Genomic DNA, 15,981 nt, shown 5'->3' on the forward strand with positions numbered 1-15,981 from the left:
TTTCCGTTTGGCGGATCAGCGCCGTATGCGGGTGAAAGTGTAGCTGAGCGCAATGCCGGCGGAATACTGGTTCCTGCGCCCGAAATTCTCCGTGATCGGTGAATCCGCCGCATCCCCCACGAGACGGTCGTAGCGCCCATAGGCGGCGAGGCCCCATTGCGGGGAAAGCTGATAGAGCGCGCCCAGCGTTCCACCGAGCGACTGGATGCCGGAGCCGGGCGAATAGGCTTCCACCCCCGCTGCGGCGGATTCCTGCGGAGTTACGCCGAAATAGGCGCGCTGATGGCGGCGATTGCCCCACTCCAGCCGGGGACCGATCGAGATCAGCCATTTGTCGCGGTCGCGCAGGATGTAATCCAGCCCTGCGCCGATCACCCAGCCATCATGCCCGCCGATGCCCCGGCGGATCTCCGTGAAGCCATAGAGACGATCGCCGATCTCCGCCTGCAGCGAGACGCCTGCTTCGGCCGTGGCCTTGACCGGCGCAATGCCGGGCGCGGTATCGTTCACGCTGCGCCTGGCGGTGAAGGTCATAACCGGGCCTAGATAGATGCCCTCCACGCTGACGATGGGTATCCCGAAGCCTTCATCCGGCGCTTCATAGGCAAATTCTTCTTCGCCCCTGGCGCGGCTGAAATCGAAGAAGGGGGAAAAGCGGGTATCTTTCGCACCGGGATAGGCGGGGCCGATTTCCGGGCCGGCGTAGATCCTGATCCGCTCGGTCGACCGGGCCGGGGGCGGCGTGTCCTGCCCCCATGCGGCTTGGGGCGAATATATCAGGAGAAATGCGAGAATCCCTGCATAAGCAGGCTGGCGCGCTTTGCCGCTCTTCATAGGCATGCTCGATCCGTTCAGGCACCAGATCAGCCCCATGGGCGTTCCCTGTACCATTTGGTGATGATGTATTTGACGCCCTTGCGGACCTTCATCCCTTGATGCAGCGTTGCCGGGTTGGCCTGCCCGTCCGGCTTCCGGTTGTTCCATGCCAGCAGCCTTCCGCGCTCCGGCTGGAAGGTTTTGCCGAGTTCCTTGAAGCGCGTGCCGCCGCCTGCATCGACGGTGTTGAGATAGATCATTATCGTCCAGGTGCGTTGGCCGGAGACTGAGCAATAGCGCTGGTAATCCTGGCCCCAGGGATCGAAATAATCGGTGTGGGCCTTGAATTCCTGCCCAACATCGTAACGCTGCCCCTGCACGGGTTCTCCATATTCCGGGGCGATCCCGGAAATGGCGTTCAGCCGCCCTTCCAGCTCTTCCACGGCAGGCTCGCCTGCATCGAGATCGCAGGTTTCGCTGGTCCGGAAATAATCGTCCCCATTCGGGTCCGCGATGGTCGAAGGGCGGCGATTGAGGTCGATCAGCCGGATCAGCTCGTCGCACAGCGGGGCAGGGAGGAACGCCTTGCAGGTGAAGACTTCGGCTGCGGAGACGGGAATGCGCTGAATGCCGGGCCAGATGGCCAGCTTCTCGGCCGAAGTGTCACCGCTTGCGCCCATATCGGGGAGGCATAAGCCCTTGCCGGGCAAAGGCAAGCCGCAAGCTTCAGGGCACAGGCCGGGAGGAAACCGCCTTTGCAATCTCTGGAGATGCGCAGTTTTCACTTTCCAAATCGGGCGGTCTGTGCGAGAGGCTCGCCGCCGCGCGGTATCCCGGTTTCAGGCCGGGTCCCGAATATATGGCGATCGTAGCTCAGTTGGTTAGAGCGCCGGTTTGTGGTACCGGAGGTCGTGGGTTCGAACCCCATCGATCGCCCCATTTCCTTGCAGCTTTGGATGTCTCGCCATTGCGATCCACTGGCGAATCAAGGGGTATGATGACCGCCTTCTGGACCGAACCCGATTTCGACGATCATGAACTGGTCGAGGTGATCCGCGACCGTGCATCCGGCCTGACCGCCATCATTGCGATTCACTCCACGCATCTCGGGCCCGCGGGCGGCGGCGCGCGCTTCTGGCACTATGCCGAACCCGCAGATGCCATGCGCGATGCGCTGCGCCTCTCACGCGGGATGAGCTACAAGAACGCCATGGCGGGCCTGCCCGCCGGCGGCGGCAAGGCCGTGATCCTGGCCGATGTGGCTCGCTCCAAAACTCCCGAAATGCTGTCCGCCTTCGGCGATGCGATCGAGGCGCTCGGCGGGCGTTATGTCACCGCCGAGGATGTGGGCATGGCGGAGGCCGATATGGCCGCCATCGCCAGGCGCACGGATCATGTCTCCGGCCTGCCGGTCGAAAATGGTTCCGCCGGCGGCGATCCCGGGCCGTTTACGGCAATGGGTATCTATCTTGGCATCAAGGCTGCGGTTGCCCACAGGCTGGGGCGGGATTCCATGGATGGCGTCCATGTGGCGGTGCAGGGCGTCGGCAGCGTCGGCGGCGGAGTTTCACGCCTTCTCGCCAGGGATGGGGCGCGGCTGACCCTTGCGGATATAGATGGCCCGCGTGTCGGGGCGCTCGCCGAACAACTCGGCGCGGCCACGGTCGATCCCTCGCGGATCATGGAAGTGGAATGCGATGTATTCAGCCCCAATGCGCTGGGCGCGATACTGGATGATGCCGGCATCGCCCGCCTCAATGCGCCCATCGTGGCGGGCGGCGCCAACAACCAGCTCGCCCGGCCGGAACATGGGCTGGCGCTCGCGGGCCGGGGCATTCTCTATGCACCCGATTATGTGATCAATGCGGGGGGCATCATCAATGTCACGCTGGAATATGTCGCCCGGCGCAACGGCGAGCATTGCGGCGTGGATGAAGTGCATTCGCGGATCGCGCAGATCCCCGGGCGCCTGACCCGGATCTGGCGGGAAAGCGAGGAGAGCGGGCTGACTCCGGATATGGTTGCCGACCGCATGGCCCAGGCGTCGATCGGCCGGTAATCTTCGGCTGGAGAGGGGGAAGCACTTGCCTGACACCTCGGCACCTGCCAAAGGCACCGCAAGCTCCGGATAGCCCCGACCCATGCACGGTTTTGCCAATCCTGCCCGTTTCCTGCGCCTTGCGCGCTGGCTTACCGCGCCTCTGCTGCTTGGCGGCCTGGCGATTTCCGGCGCCGCGCTCGCCTATGGCTGGTTCGCGGTGCCGCCCGACCGCCTGATGGGCGAGACGGTGCGCATCCTGTTCATCCATGTCCCCACTGCCTGGCTCGGCATGGGCGGCTGGACCATGATTGCGATTGCCAGCCTGGTGGAGCTTGTCTGGCGCCATCCGCTGGCGGGTATCGCGGCGCGCGCCGCGGCGGTGCCGGGCGCTGTCTTTACTGCCATATGCCTCGTCACCGGCTCGATCTGGGGCCGGCCTGCCTGGGGCACCTGGTGGGTATGGGATGGGCGCCTGACCAGCATGCTGGTGCTGCTGTTCCTCTATTTCGCCTATATCGCCCTGGCCGGCGCGGCGCAGCGGGATGGCGCGTCCAACCGGATTCCGGCGATCTTCGGGCTGGTCGGGGCGGTCAATGTGCCGATCATCAACCGTTCGGTGGTGTGGTGGAATTCCCTCCATCAGCCGCCCAGCATCACGCTCGGAAAGTCCGCCATCGACCCGGCCTTCCTCTGGCCGCTGCTGGTGGCGGCGATCGGCTTCTCCTTGATATTCGGCGGCGTGATGCTGGCGCGAATGCGCGCCCTGCTGGCGGATATACAGACCGAGGCCCGCTTGCGGCGCAAGGCGCTGGAGGCGTAAGGCGGGCTATGCGCGAAGCGCTCGATCAATGGCTGTTCGTGGCGGCTGCCTATGCCGTCGGCATCATCGGAACGCTGCTGCTTGCGGGGTGGAGCTGGCTCGCCATGCGGCGCGCCGAAGCGAGGCGTGACAAGGCGCGCGGGAAATGAGCGGCAGGATCGCGCCCAAGCATCAGCGGCTGGTCCTGCTCCTGATCGCGCTTGCGGCCCTGATCGGCGCGGGCCTGCTGGCGGCATGGGCCTTGCGCAGCCAGGCCAGCTACTTCTATGTGCCGAGCGAGATGGCCGCTTCCCCGCCGGATGCCACGCGCGCCGTGCGCCTTGGCGGCATGGTCGAGGAAGGTTCGATCAACACCATGCCCGACGGCGTCACCATCCGCTTCATAGTGGGTGACGGGAAGGCGCGCGTCCCGGTCCGCTATGCGGGAATATTGCCGGATCTCTTCGTGGAAGGGTCCGGCGTGGTGGCGGAAGGCCGCCTGGAGCCGGACGGCACCTTCGTGGCCGACAATCTTCTTGCCAAGCATGACGAGAATTACATGCCGCGGGAATTGCAGGACATGACCGCCGAGCAGGCGCGGGCGACCGTGGCGGAAACTTCGCGATGAGGGCGGCCGGCGAATGATCGCCGAATTCGGACTGGCCGCCCTGTGGCTGGCCGCGTCGCTGGCTGTCCTGCAGTTGCTTGGCGGTGCGGTTGCGCTGCGGGAAGGGGAGGAAAGGCTGGCGGTGCTGGTGCGCCCGGCCGCCGCCGTGCAGGGCGTTCTTGCCGCGCTTTCCTTCGGCGCGCTACTGCTGTTGTTCACCCGCACCGATCTGTCGGTGAAGCTGGTGGCGATGAATTCCCACTCCGCCAAGCCATTCATCTACAAGCTGTCCGGCGCATGGGGCAATCACGAAGGCTCCATGCTGCTGTGGGTCACGGTGATGGCGATGGCCGGCGCACTGATCGCCCTGCTGGAACGCCGCCTGCCGGAAAAGACCATACAGGCCACCCTGGCGGCGCAGGCCTTTGTCGGGCTAGGCTTCTACGCCTTCCTGCTGTTTTCGTCGAACCCGTTCGAGCGGCTGCCGGAACCGGCGGCGGAAGGCATGGGGCTGAATCCGCTGCTGCAGGACATCGGCCTCGCGCTTCATCCGCCGACGCTTTATTTCGGCTATGTCGGGCTTTCGGTGGCGTTCAGCTTCGCGGTGGGGGCGCTGATCACCCGCCAGGTCACGCCTGCCTTCGCCCGCGCGATGCGCCCCTGGGTGCTGGGTGCCTGGATCTTCCTTACCCTGGGGATCACGGCGGGCAGCTACTGGGCCTATTACGAGCTGGGCTGGGGCGGCTGGTGGTTCTGGGACCCGGTCGAGAACGCATCGCTCATGCCGTGGCTCGCCGCGACCGCTCTGCTCCATTCGGCCAGCGTGCTGGCGGCGCGCGATGCCTTGCGGGCCTGGACCATCATGCTGGGCGTGGTCGCTTTCTCGATGTCGATGGTCGGCACCTTTCTGGTGCGCTCGGGAATCCTGACGAGCGTTCACGCCTTCGCGGTGGACCCGGAACGGGGCAGCTTCATCCTCGCCTTGCTGGCGATCTATATCGGTGGCGCGCTGACATTGTTCGCCTTGCGCGCGGGCACCGTGGCCGAGGGGGAGCGTTTCGCGGTGACCAGCCGCGAGGGCGCGCTGGTCTTCAACAATGTGATGCTGTGCGCGATCCTGGGGATCGTGCTGGTGGGCACGCTTTATCCGCTGCTGACCGAGGCCTTCGATGTGAAGGTTTCGGTGGGGCCGCCCTATTTCAATCCGGCGGGCGCGATATTTTTCGTGCCGATGGTGGTGGTGATGGCGATCGGGCCGTTGCTGCGCTGGCGGCGCGACTGGCTCGGCCGCGTGAAAACCCCGCTGATCTTCGCCGCGCTGGTGAGCCTCGCGACTCTGGTGGGCGTATTGGCATGGAACCCTCCAGGGCTTCTGCCGCTGCTGGGGTTCGCGATGGCGACCGGGCTTGGAGTGGCGAGCCTGTTGCCCTTGCGGGGCAGGAGCCTGCGGCGCTTGCCGCTGGCGGTGTGGGGCATGGTCATCGCCCATCTCGGCATTGCGGTATCCCTGTTCGGCATGGCTTCGGAAAGCGCGTTTTCCGTGGAGAAGCTGGTCGCCGCCCGGGTGGGGGAAACCATGACGGTCGGTCCCTGGCAAGTGCGCCTGAACGCGGTGGAGCCGGTTGCCGGCCCTAACTGGACCGCGATGGAAGGCAGGCTGGCGGCGGAATATCGAGGCGGTCGCGCGGTCACGGTGACGCCCCAGTCCCGCACTTTCTGGGCGCCGGAGCAGGAAACCAGCGAATCCGCGCTGCTGACGCGCTGGAATGGCCAGCTTTATGCGGTGCTGGGCGATGAATCGGAAGATGGCCGCTGGCAGCTGCGGCTGTGGTGGAAGCCATTCGTCACCCTGATCTGGTTTGGCGGAATACTGATTGCGCTGGGCGGCCTGCTGGCTTTGCTGGGCCGTCTGGCGAACGATCTGAAGCGCCGGACGGCGCAGGCGAAGATTGCCGAACGCAAGGCGGAGATGGGCTGATGAGCGGGCTTCGCTGGACAATCTGGCTGCCCCTGGCGGTGTTCGCCGCTTTTCTGGCCCTGGTGGGATTGCAGCTCTACCGCCCCGCGGAGCGCAAGGTGCAAAGCGCGATGATCGGCAAGCCGGTTCCGCAATTCGCCTTGCCCGCGGCCAGCCCGGACCGGCCCGGCGTTTCCACGGCGGATTTCAGGGACGGGAAGCCGAAGCTGCTCAATATCTGGGCCAGCTGGTGTATTCCCTGCGCGGCCGAGGCCCCGCAACTGGCCGAATTGCAGGCGCAGGATGCGCAGATCGTCGGCGTTGCCATTCGCGACAAGCCGGAGGATGTGGCCGCCTTCCTCGCGCAATACGGCAATCCCTATGCCCGGATCGGGGCGGACAATCTCTCCTCGATCCAGCTCGAGATCGGATCGTCCGGCGTGCCCGAAACCTTCGTGGTCGATGGACAGGGCATCATCCGCTATCAGCATATCGGCGACGTGCGGAAGCGGGACGTGGCCATCCTGCTGGACAAGCTGAAGGAGGCGGGGGAATGAGACATGTTCTGCTCGCTCTCATGCTGGCGTTTTCGCTGCAAGCGCCCGCCCTTGCGCAGGATTCGCTCCCGCCCGCGCCCTATGCCTATCGCCAGCTCGATGATCCCGAGCAGGAAGCGCAGGCGCAGGCGCTGATGGAGACGCTGCGCTGTCTCAAGTGCCAGAGCCAGTCGATTGCCGATTCGGATGCGCCGATGGCTGGCGATATGCGCCATCAGGTCCGTATACGCATCGCCGCCGGCGAGGCTCCGGAATCCATTCGCGCTTGGCTGGTGGAGCGGTATGGCGATTATGTGAGCTACAAGCCCCGTCTGGACGGTGCGACATGGCCTCTGTTCGTCGTGCCGCTGCTTCTGGTGCTGTTAGGTGCCGTTGTGCTGCTCCGTCGGTTCGGCAGGCGCCCATGAGTTGGGCCATTGCGATCGGCGTGGCATTGGCGGCCTTCCTGGCGATGGCGGCTCTGTTCCGCCTGCCGCGCTGGGCCTGGAGCAGCGTGGGCGCCACGCTGATGCTGGGGCTGGCCGGCTATTCCACCCAGGCGACGCCGGACATGGCCGGAGCGCCCCGGGACGCCGTGCGTTCCGCCAGCGCTGAAGGTCCGCTGATCGTCGAGGCTCGCCAGCGCTTCAGCGACACCCATATTCCGAATAATTATCTTATTATTTCAGATGCTTTTACGCGGCGTGGAGATTTTGCCAGCGCCGCCGAGGCATTGAGAACGGCGGTACGGGAACATCCTGACGATGCGGAAGCCTGGCTGGCGATGGCCAATGCCCTGGCGGCGCATTCCGAAGGCAATCTCTCTCCGGCCGCGCTTTATGCCTATCGTCGCGCGGAAGCGGCCGCGCCAGATGCCGCCGGGCCGGATTTCTTCATGGGTGTGGCGATGCTCCGCTCGGGCAAGCTGGTCGAAGCGCACCAGCTTTGGTCGAGGGCGCTGGCCAGGACCGCACCCGATGCGCCGTGGCGGGCCGATCTCGAATTGCGGGTCAGGGGGTTGGAAGAACTTCTCCGCCGCATCGCGGCACAGGCTGAGTGATGCTGTTGCGGTGCCCAGCGCATATTGCTAAGCGCCAGCCCCCACAATCCGGAGTCCGGCCACGGGTCCCGGAAGGCATCAGGGGTGCGCAATCTCGATGAGTGACGCCGTGATCGAAGGCGAAGCTGAGCCTCCGCAACCGGGGCATGGCGCGCATCAACCGGATGGGAACATCCTGAAACTTGCCGTCGGCGCGCTGGGCGTGGTGTTCGGAGATATCGGCACCAGCCCGCTCTATGCGCTGCGCGACACCTTTGCCGGGCACCATCCGCTGCCGCTCGACGAACTGCATGTCTACGGCATCATCAGCCTGATGTTCTGGTCGATGATGATTATCGTGACGCTCAAATACGTCTTCATCATCATGCGCGCCGACAACAAGGGAGAGGGGGGCAGCCTCGCCCTGCTCGCGCTGATAAACATGAATGTGGGCCAGCGGCGATGGAGCGCCGGCATCGTCCTGCTGGGCGTGTTCGCGACGGCTCTGTTCTATGGGGACAGCATGATAACCCCCGCCGTCTCCGTGCTGAGCGCGATCGAAGGCGTGGCGGTCTATTCGCCGGGAATGGGGCCGCTGGTCGTTCCGCTTGTGGTGGGCATCATCATTGTCCTGTTTTTCATACAGCAGCGCGGCACGGCGCGGGTTGCCGCCTTGTTCGGCCCGATGATGACGCTCTATCTGGCGACGATCGCGATCCTCGGGATCATGAGTATCGCTGCCATGCCCAGCGTCATCGGTGCTTTGAGCCCCCATTACGCGGTGGTGATGTTCCTTGCCGATCCGTTGCGCGGTTTTCTGGCGATGGGGGCGGCGGTGCTGGCCGTGACCGGGGTGGAAGCGCTTTATGCCGATATGGGGCATTTCGGCCGCCCGCCGATCCGGCTGTCCTGGGTGGCCTTGGTCCTTCCCGCGCTGGTCCTGAACTATCTCGGGCAGGCGTCCCTGTTGATGCGGGTGCCGGCGGCGCTGGAAAGCCCGTTCTATTTTCTCGCTCCGCAATGGTTCCAGTGGCCGCTGTTGCTGATAGCCAGCATGGCGGCGGTCATCGCCGCCCAGGCCGTGATAACAGGCGCGTTCTCCGTCACCCAGCAGGCCATCCAGCTTGGTTTCATCCCTCGCATGTCGATCAAGCATACCAGCAAGGCCATGGGGCAAATCTATATCCCGGCGGTCAACTGGGCCTTGATGATTGCGGTGCTGCTTCTGGTCGTGGTGTTCCAGCGTTCATCCAACCTGACTGCCGCCTATGGCATTGCGGTGACCGGGGCGATGCTGATCGACAATTTCCTGATCGCCGTGGTGCTTTTCGCCATGTGGAAATGGAAATGGTGGCAGGCTGCGCCATTGCTGCTGCTCTTTTTCGTACTGGATGTCGCCTATCTGAGCGCCAACCTCACGAAGATTCCGGATGGCGGCTGGATTCCGCTTCTCATCGGATTGTTCATCTTCATCTTGCTCACGACCTGGGCGAAAGGCCGCGCGTTGATGCGCCAGAACATGGCGGAGGCGTCGATCCCGATCGAGGTATTCGCGAAAAGCGCCCACAACAGCGCGGCGCGGGTGCCCGGAACCGCGATCTTCATGGCATCGAGCAATACCGGCGTGCCGTCCGCGCTGCTCCACAATATCAAGCACAACAAGGTGCTGCATGAACGCGTGATCATTCTGACCGTGGAGATCGAGGACGTGCCGACCCTGAACGGGTCCGAGCGCTGGGAGGTCGTCGATCTGAGTGAGGGCTTCTATCGTCTGACCCTGCATTTCGGCTTCCTGGAGGAAACCAATGTGCCGGCGGCGCTCGCGAAGGTGGATATGTGCGGAGAGCCGTTCGACATGATGAAGACCAGCTTCTTCCTGTCGCGCCAGACCCTGCTCAGTTCCAAGAATCCCGGAATGGCGATCTGGCGCGAGAAGCTGTTTGCCTGGATGATGCGCAATGCCGCCGCGCCGATGGATTTCTTCCGCTTGCCGACCAACCGGGTGGTCGAACTGGGCAGCCAGCTCGAGATCTGATCGCTGCCATAGGAAAAGGGCGGCGCCTTGCGCACCGCCCCTTCATGATAGATGGCCGCGAACCCTAGTTGACCACGTTCGCGCTGACCATTGCGTAAAGCATCGGCAGCGAAAGCAGCAGGTTCGTGCGGCTGGCTATAAGGGCGCGAGGGGCCGCGGCGGCCTTTTCCTCGGCGCTGGCTTCGACAATGCCCAGAATCTTCTTCTGCGCCGGCCAGATGATGAACCACACGTTGAAGGCCATGATGAGCGCAAGCCACATTCCCAGGCCGATCAGGTTGATCCCGTCCGCGCCCTGGCCGCCGAAGGTAAGGGCCAGCGCGCCATATCCGTTGTGGAATGCAATGGCCAGGCCGGTGATTACCGTCAGCAGAGCCGCATAGCGGAAGAAGAAAAGCACCTTGGGCGCGATGAAGCCGGTGATGGCGCCCTTCTGCTCCGCAGGAATCGAGGGCATGGTCGGCACCTGAACGAAGTTCAGATAATAGAGAAGCCCGATCCACAGCACCCCGAAGAACAGGTGGAGCCAGCGGAATACGTCATCGGTTATCGACTTCGGATCGCCTCCCGTCCAGCCTGCGAATGAAACGATCACCACGATCGCGGCTATCAGCCCGACCGCCAGAATCAGATGCAGATTACCGAAAAACTTGGCCATGTTCGTTCCCCCTTACTTCTCGTTTTTATATCCGCAATTGCGGGCGGAAGCGGGCGCATAATAGAAAACAACCGGCCTTTGTCACATGATTTCGTGAAATATCAGGAAGGCGGGATCTGGCTTTCTGCTTCTTCCTGCCCCTTCTCGCCCAGGCCGTGGCGCAGCAGCATGGGAATCTGGGAGAAGGTGAACAGGAAGGACAGGGGCATGAAGACCCAGAGCTTTGTGGCCAGCCAGTCTCCAAAAGAGAGCCACAGGCGCAGCCCTTCGTTCAGCGCGGCTAGGAACAGGAAGAAAAACCCCCAGTTGCGCGAGAGCAGCATCCATCCTTCGTCGTCCAGGCCCTCGAAAGCCGATTCGAGCAGGATCTTGAGCAACGCCTTGCCCTTCCAGTATCCCACGAGGAGCACGGCGGCGAACAGAATATAGATCGCCGTGGGCTTGATCTGCACATAGAATGGATCGTGGAGCAGGATCGTCAGCCCCCCGAAGCCGACGATCAGGGCCGTGGAAAGCCACAGCATCGGCGAAACCTTGCCGAGCCGCCATTTCGAGATGCCCAGCGCCGCGATGGCGGCAACGATGAAGGCGCCGGTGCCGCGCATCACCGCGAATACCTCGCCCACGGCATTTTCCTTGTCGGCTGGCGAATAGTGGCGATAGACCAGGAAGAAAATGAGCAGCGGCCCATAATCGACCACCAGGTTCAGCCAGCCCGATTTCTTCTTTTCAGCAACCATTATGCCACCCCTGCGATCACACGCGCGACCAGATCCGGATCGAAGGGGCGCAGATCGTCTATCCGTTCGCCCACTCCGATCGCGTGGATCGGCAAGCCATATTGTTCAGCCGCCGCGACGAGAACGCCGCCGCGCGCGGTTCCGTCGAGCTTGGTCATGATTAGGCCGGTAACGCCTGCGACCTCCTTGAAGATCTCGATCTGCGAAAGGGCATTCTGCCCGTTGGTGGCATCCAGCACCAGCACCACATCATGCGGCGCTTCGGGATTAAGGCGGCCCAGAACGCGCCGGATCTTCGCCAGTTCGTCCATCAGTTCCCGCTTGTTCTGAAGCCGGCCCGCCGTATCGACGATCAGGGCGTCGATGCCCTGAGATGTCGCCGCCTTGACCGCATCGAACACCACGCTGGCCGGATCGCCGCCTTCCGGCCCCTTGACGATCGGCACGCCCAGCCGGTCTGCCCAGACCCCCAGTTGGCCGATGGCGGCGGCACGGAAAGTATCGCCCGCCGCCAGCATCACGCCGTAATCCTCTTCCTGAAAGAGGTGGGCGAGCTTGGCGATGGTGGTGGTCTTGCCGCTGCCATTCACGCCGATGACGAGAATTACTTGCGGGCGGGGGAAGGCGGTGATTTCCAGCGGCTTGGCCACGGGGCGCAATATCGCCGCTATCTCCTCGGCCACCGCTTCGCGCAGTTCCTTGTCGCTGATGCTCAGCCCGAAACGCTTGCCGGCGAGCTTCTCCCTGATCCGCGCCGCGGCCGATGGGCCGAGATCGGAAAGGATGAGCGCATCTTCCACCTCATCCAGCGTGGCGTCATCGAGCTTGGCGGTGCCGCCGCCGATCCCGGAAAGATTTTCGGAAAGTCGGTCGGAAGTCTTTCGAAACCCGCCCAGCAGGCGTTCCGACCAGCTTGGTTCGCTCATTGCAGCACGCCGTTCTCGAGTTGGGTGGGAGTGATGGCAAGAATGGTGCGCGGCGGTGTCCCGGCGGGCAAGGCGACGCGCGCGAAGTTTTCGGCGTAGCCCGTCCCGTCGCGCTCGGCGAGAACGGTCAGTTCGGCGCCGATAAGCCCCCCGAGCCAGGAGGATCGCACACGGGCCACTTTCGCGCGGAGTTGCGAGGCGCGTTCCTTGATCGCCGCCTTGTCCACCTGCGGCATCCGCGCCGCCGGAGTGCCGGGGCGGGGGGAATAGGGAAATATATGCCCATGGACGATGCCGAGTTCGGAGATGATGGAGAGGCTGTTGGCGTGCATTGCTTCGGTCTCGGTGGGAAAGCCGGCAATCAGATCCGCGCCTATGGCGATGTCCGTCCGGCGCTTGCGAAGCCGCTCGACGAGATCGACGGCGTCCGCGCGAAGATGTCGGCGTTTCATGCGCTTCAAGATCAGGTCGTCGCCGGATTGCAGGGAAAGATGGAGATGCGGCATCATTCGCGGTTCGCTCGCCAGCAATTCGAACAATTCCCCGTCGATCTCGATCCCATCGAGCGAGGACATCCGCAGCCGTTGCAATTGCGGGAAGCGGCTCAATATGGCGCTTGCCAGCGCGCCCAGGGCAGGGGCGCCCGGCAGGTCATGGCCCCAGGAGGTCACGTCCACCCCGGTCAGCACCACCTCCGGCGCGCCCTGGGTAAGGTGCCGTTCGACATCGTCCAGCACTTCCAGGATGGAGAGGGAACGGCTCCGCCCCCTGCCTTGCGGGATCACGCAGAAGGTGCAGGCATGGTCGCAGCCGTTCTGGATGGCGATGAAGGCCCGGGTGTGACTGGGCGCAGCGGGCTTCGGCTGTGCAGGCACATTCCACGCCCGCGCATCCAGCTTGGCTCCATTCGCGACAATACCGTCGATTTCCGGCATGGCGGCCAGTTCGGCCCGCTCGATCTCGGCGGCGCAGCCGGTCACCAGAAGGCGCGCGTCGGGCCGCCGCCGCCTTGCCCGCCGGATGGCCTGCCGCGTCTGGCGCACGGCTTCGGCCGTCACCGCGCAACTATTGACCACGACGATGTCCGGCTCGTTTCCCAGCAGCGACCGGATTGCCTCGCTTTCCGAGATATTGAGACGGCAGCCCAGGGAAATCACCTCCACGCTCAAGCGAAGGCTCCCCATTCGAAACTTCCGCGAAAGGCTTCGGCCGCCGGCCCGGTCATGGTGATCGCGCTGTCTTCGCCCAGCGCGATTGCCAGCGTTCCGCCAGGCAAGGCTACCGTGACTTGTCGCTCGACAAGGCCGCGCTTGATGGCCGCCGCCGCCGTGGCGCAAGCGCCGGTCCCGCAAGCGCGGGTCAGGCCCGCGCCGCGTTCCCACACCCGCAGCCTGATGGAGTGACGATTGACGATGGTGGCCACATTCACGTTCACCCGCTCGGGAAACAGGGGATCGTTCTCTATCTGCGGGCCAAGCCGGTCGAGTTCGATGGAATCGGTATCCGGCACGAAGAAGACCACATGCGGATTGCCGACGTTGACGGCGATGGGGTTTTCCAGCCCGTCCCACCCGACCGGCATGCTGTAGGTATCCATCGCATAGGCCAGCGGGATCTCGTTCCATTCAAAACGAGGATGGCCCATGTCCACCGCGATTCCGTGATCGGCGGGCCGGGCATGGATGATGCCGCCGGCGGTTTCGATGCGCGCCGGCTCCCCATGCAGCAGCGCCACCGCGCGGCTGGCATTGCCGCAGGCTTCCACCTCTCCGCCGTCGGGATTGAAGATCCGCATCCGGAAGTCGGCGGCCTGACTGCCCTCGATCACGACAAGCTGGTCGCAGCCGATTCCGGTGCGCCTGTCCGCAAGGCTGCGGGCGAGAGCCGTGTCGACCGGCGGCACATTGCCGACGCGCCTGTCGATCACGACAAAGTCGTTCCCGAGGCCGTGCATCTTGACGAAAGCTACGCGCATAGCCTTGCGCGTCTAGGGATTGCGAGCCTTCCCGTCCAGAGGTGCGGAAAAGCGGATGCCCGCTCAGCCTATGGCCTTGCGCCTGGCATCCTTGGGATCGAATTGCGGCGGTTCGGCCCGCGCGCTGGCTTTTGCTGGAAATGAAGGCGTTTCCGCCAGCAGCTTCTGTTCGGCAAGCCGGGTGAGGGTGGCATCGGCGTCTTCCGGCCGGCCGTAGAGATAGCCCTGGCCCTTCATCTGCCCCAGTTCCCTAAGGACGGAGAGAACGCGATCGTTTTCAATGCCTTCGGCGGTGACCGGCAGGTTCAGCCCCTTGGCAAGCGAGATGATCGCTTCCACGAGCTTCGGGTTGCATTTGTCCGAACCGAGTTCCGCGATGAAGCTGCGGTCGATCTTGAGGCGGTCGAACGGCAGGGAGCGCAGCTGGGCAATGCTCGAATAGCCTGTGCCGAAATCGTCGAGGCTGATCTTGATGCCCTGATTCTTGAGGCTGGTGACGACGGAGCGGACCTCGCCGATATTCTCGTGCAGGCAGCTTTCGGTGATTTCGATGTCTAGACGATGCGGGGGAAAGCCGCTGTCTGTCAGCATTTTCAGGAGCTTCTGCGCAAACCATGGGTCTTGCAGTTGCAGAGGCGAGATGTTGACGGAAAGGAGAAGGTCGGGATTCCAGTTCTTCGCATCCCGCAGCGCTTGCCTGATAAGCGATTCCGACAGCTCGGAGATGACGCCTATCTCCTCCGCGATGGGGATGAATATCTCGGGGCTGACAATTCCCAGTTCCGGCGAGTTCCAGCGCGCGAGCATCTCGAAGCCGACCAGGCGGCCACTGTCGATATCGATCTGCTGTTCGTAATAGGGGACGAATTCACCCTTGCCGATGCCGCGCCGAATCCCCTGTTCCATCTGGCTGCGGAAGCGCAATTCGCTTTCCATTGCCGACTGGAACCAGGCGTAGCGGTTCCGCCCCTTTTTCTTCGCGTGATACATCGCGATGTCGGCATTATGCAGCAGCAGTTCCCAGTCGGCGTGCTCGGCCTGCTCCGGAAGGTTCGAATCGATTCGATCTATTCCGATAGATGCGGTGATCTCGAAGATGGTTTCGCCGATGACGATCGGCTGCGCGATGGCCTGGATTATCCCGGTCGCAAGCTGGTCGATCCGGTCGGGATTGCGGGGATCGCATGTGACGATGCATGCGAATTCGTCGCCGCCCAGACGTGCGACCACCCCGTCGTGCAGTATCGTCTCCTGCAGCCGTTTCGCGGTTTCCTGGAGCACGGCATCGCCCATCCCGTGCCCGTTGAGATCGTTGACCAGCTTGAAGCCATCGAGATCGAGAACCATCATCGCGACTATTCGCCCGGATCGCCGCGCCTTCTCGATGAGATCGGCCGAGGCGGGGCCGATGCTGCGGCGGTTGAGGCAATTCGTCAGGGAATCGGTTTCAGCAAGCACCCGCGCCTGCTCCTCAGCCTTTCGACGCTCGCGCACCTCCTGCGTCAGTTCGCGATACCGGCGCCAGCCGAAGATGATGAGAGCGATATTGAGGAGCAGCGGGTTGATGAGCAGCGCATTCGGACGGTTGCCGTCGGCGAGCCAGTAATCCACCAGCAGCGGCAGCACGGAACCGCCGGTTCCGACGAACAGCAATATCGCCGAAATCGCAACGCCAAGCACGACTATGTCCCGATCCGCCTTCCTGAGACGATCGTTTCCCGGGCTTGCGCCCTGTATTTCGCTGTTGCCGCTCTCTGCCAAGCGAAGCCCCCTTCGCGTGATGTGTCGAACGAAATGCATCCGATAGGCTGAAATTTTAGTTAAAAGCGGTTCGGAAGCATTCCGGTGGCCG

Annotated in this window: 17 protein-coding genes and 1 tRNA gene; 10 read left to right on the forward strand and 8 right to left on the reverse strand. The window is 63.6% G+C overall.

Annotated features, from left to right (window positions below; translation table 11 throughout):
* Positions 1-15: 15 nt before the first annotated feature.
* The gene (locus U8326_RS04645; RefSeq protein WP_324742639.1) at positions 16-834 is read right to left on the reverse strand and encodes a MipA/OmpV family protein; all 819 of its coding nucleotides are present in this window, start codon (positions 832-834) and stop codon (positions 16-18) included.
* A 29-nt stretch (positions 835-863) separates the two neighbouring features.
* On the reverse strand, positions 864-1,496 hold the full coding sequence (locus U8326_RS04650) for a 2OG-Fe(II) oxygenase (protein WP_324742640.1): 633 nt from the start codon (positions 1,494-1,496) through the stop codon (positions 864-866).
* A gap of 182 nt (positions 1,497-1,678) precedes the next feature.
* Between U8326_RS04650 and U8326_RS04655 the strand changes: the two genes are divergently transcribed.
* The 10 genes from U8326_RS04655 to U8326_RS04700 all read left to right on the forward strand — a co-directional run bounded on the left by U8326_RS04655 (position 1,679) and on the right by U8326_RS04700 (position 9,830).
* Positions 1,679-1,755 (forward strand) — tRNA-His (locus U8326_RS04655).
* Between the two features lie 55 nt (positions 1,756-1,810).
* On the forward strand, positions 1,811-2,875 hold the full coding sequence (locus U8326_RS04660; protein ID WP_324742641.1) for a Glu/Leu/Phe/Val family dehydrogenase: 1,065 nt from the start codon (positions 1,811-1,813) through the stop codon (positions 2,873-2,875).
* Between the two features lie 82 nt (positions 2,876-2,957).
* Complete coding sequence (ccmC, locus tag U8326_RS04665) at positions 2,958-3,677, forward strand: heme ABC transporter permease CcmC (protein WP_324742643.1); 720 nt, start codon at positions 2,958-2,960, stop codon at positions 3,675-3,677.
* A gap of 8 nt (positions 3,678-3,685) precedes the next feature.
* Positions 3,686-3,826 carry a hypothetical protein gene (locus U8326_RS04670; protein WP_324742645.1) on the forward strand — a complete coding sequence of 47 codons (141 nt, stop codon included), beginning with the start codon at positions 3,686-3,688 and terminating at the stop codon, positions 3,824-3,826.
* Positions 3,823-4,284, forward strand: a complete 462-nt coding sequence (gene ccmE / locus U8326_RS04675; RefSeq protein ID WP_324742646.1) for a cytochrome c maturation protein CcmE — start codon at positions 3,823-3,825, stop codon at positions 4,282-4,284. Before U8326_RS04670 ends, ccmE begins: the two co-directional genes overlap by 4 nt.
* Positions 4,285-4,297: 13 nt before the next feature.
* Positions 4,298-6,241 carry a heme lyase CcmF/NrfE family subunit gene (locus U8326_RS04680; RefSeq protein ID WP_324742647.1) on the forward strand — a complete coding sequence of 648 codons (1,944 nt, stop codon included), beginning with the start codon at positions 4,298-4,300 and terminating at the stop codon, positions 6,239-6,241.
* Complete coding sequence (locus U8326_RS04685; RefSeq protein WP_324742649.1) at positions 6,241-6,777, forward strand: DsbE family thiol:disulfide interchange protein; 537 nt, start codon at positions 6,241-6,243, stop codon at positions 6,775-6,777. The genes U8326_RS04680 and U8326_RS04685 overlap by 1 nt, the downstream gene beginning before the upstream one ends.
* Positions 6,774-7,184 (forward strand): cytochrome c-type biogenesis protein, encoded by a 411-nt coding sequence (locus U8326_RS04690; protein ID WP_324742651.1) that lies wholly within the window; start codon positions 6,774-6,776, stop codon positions 7,182-7,184. The genes U8326_RS04685 and U8326_RS04690 overlap by 4 nt, the downstream gene beginning before the upstream one ends.
* Positions 7,181-7,816 carry a tetratricopeptide repeat protein gene (locus tag U8326_RS04695; protein WP_324742652.1) on the forward strand — a complete coding sequence of 212 codons (636 nt, stop codon included), beginning with the start codon at positions 7,181-7,183 and terminating at the stop codon, positions 7,814-7,816. The genes U8326_RS04690 and U8326_RS04695 overlap by 4 nt, the downstream gene beginning before the upstream one ends.
* 97 nt (positions 7,817-7,913) lie before the next feature.
* Positions 7,914-9,830 (forward strand): potassium transporter Kup, encoded by a 1,917-nt coding sequence (locus U8326_RS04700; RefSeq protein ID WP_324742653.1) that lies wholly within the window; start codon positions 7,914-7,916, stop codon positions 9,828-9,830.
* A 64-nt stretch (positions 9,831-9,894) separates the two neighbouring features.
* Here U8326_RS04700 and U8326_RS04705 read toward each other — a convergent pair whose 3' ends face one another.
* From U8326_RS04705 to U8326_RS04730, 6 genes are all read right to left on the reverse strand, one after another.
* Positions 9,895-10,488 carry a urate hydroxylase PuuD gene (locus tag U8326_RS04705; protein ID WP_324742654.1) on the reverse strand — a complete coding sequence of 198 codons (594 nt, stop codon included), beginning with the start codon at positions 10,486-10,488 and terminating at the stop codon, positions 9,895-9,897.
* A 101-nt stretch (positions 10,489-10,589) separates the two neighbouring features.
* Positions 10,590-11,228 carry an inner membrane-spanning protein YciB gene (locus U8326_RS04710; protein WP_324742656.1) on the reverse strand — a complete coding sequence of 213 codons (639 nt, stop codon included), beginning with the start codon at positions 11,226-11,228 and terminating at the stop codon, positions 10,590-10,592.
* Positions 11,228-12,154 carry a signal recognition particle-docking protein FtsY gene (gene ftsY, locus U8326_RS04715; RefSeq protein ID WP_324742657.1) on the reverse strand — a complete coding sequence of 309 codons (927 nt, stop codon included), beginning with the start codon at positions 12,152-12,154 and terminating at the stop codon, positions 11,228-11,230. Before ftsY ends, U8326_RS04710 begins: the two co-directional genes overlap by 1 nt.
* On the reverse strand, positions 12,151-13,338 hold the full coding sequence (locus U8326_RS04720; RefSeq protein ID WP_324742658.1) for a MiaB/RimO family radical SAM methylthiotransferase: 1,188 nt from the start codon (positions 13,336-13,338) through the stop codon (positions 12,151-12,153). The genes ftsY and U8326_RS04720 overlap by 4 nt, the downstream gene beginning before the upstream one ends.
* Positions 13,320-14,129, reverse strand: coding sequence for a diaminopimelate epimerase (dapF, locus tag U8326_RS04725; protein WP_324742659.1), 810 nt, complete (start codon positions 14,127-14,129; stop codon positions 13,320-13,322). The genes U8326_RS04720 and dapF overlap by 19 nt, the downstream gene beginning before the upstream one ends.
* Positions 14,130-14,192: 63 nt before the next feature.
* On the reverse strand, positions 14,193-15,890 hold the full coding sequence (locus U8326_RS04730; protein WP_324742660.1) for a putative bifunctional diguanylate cyclase/phosphodiesterase: 1,698 nt from the start codon (positions 15,888-15,890) through the stop codon (positions 14,193-14,195).
* Positions 15,891-15,981: the final 91 nt, after the last annotated feature.

The sequence above is a fragment of the Tsuneonella sp. CC-YZS046 genome (assembly GCF_035581365.1).
Classification (GTDB): Bacteria; Pseudomonadota; Alphaproteobacteria; order Sphingomonadales; family Sphingomonadaceae; genus JAWKXU01.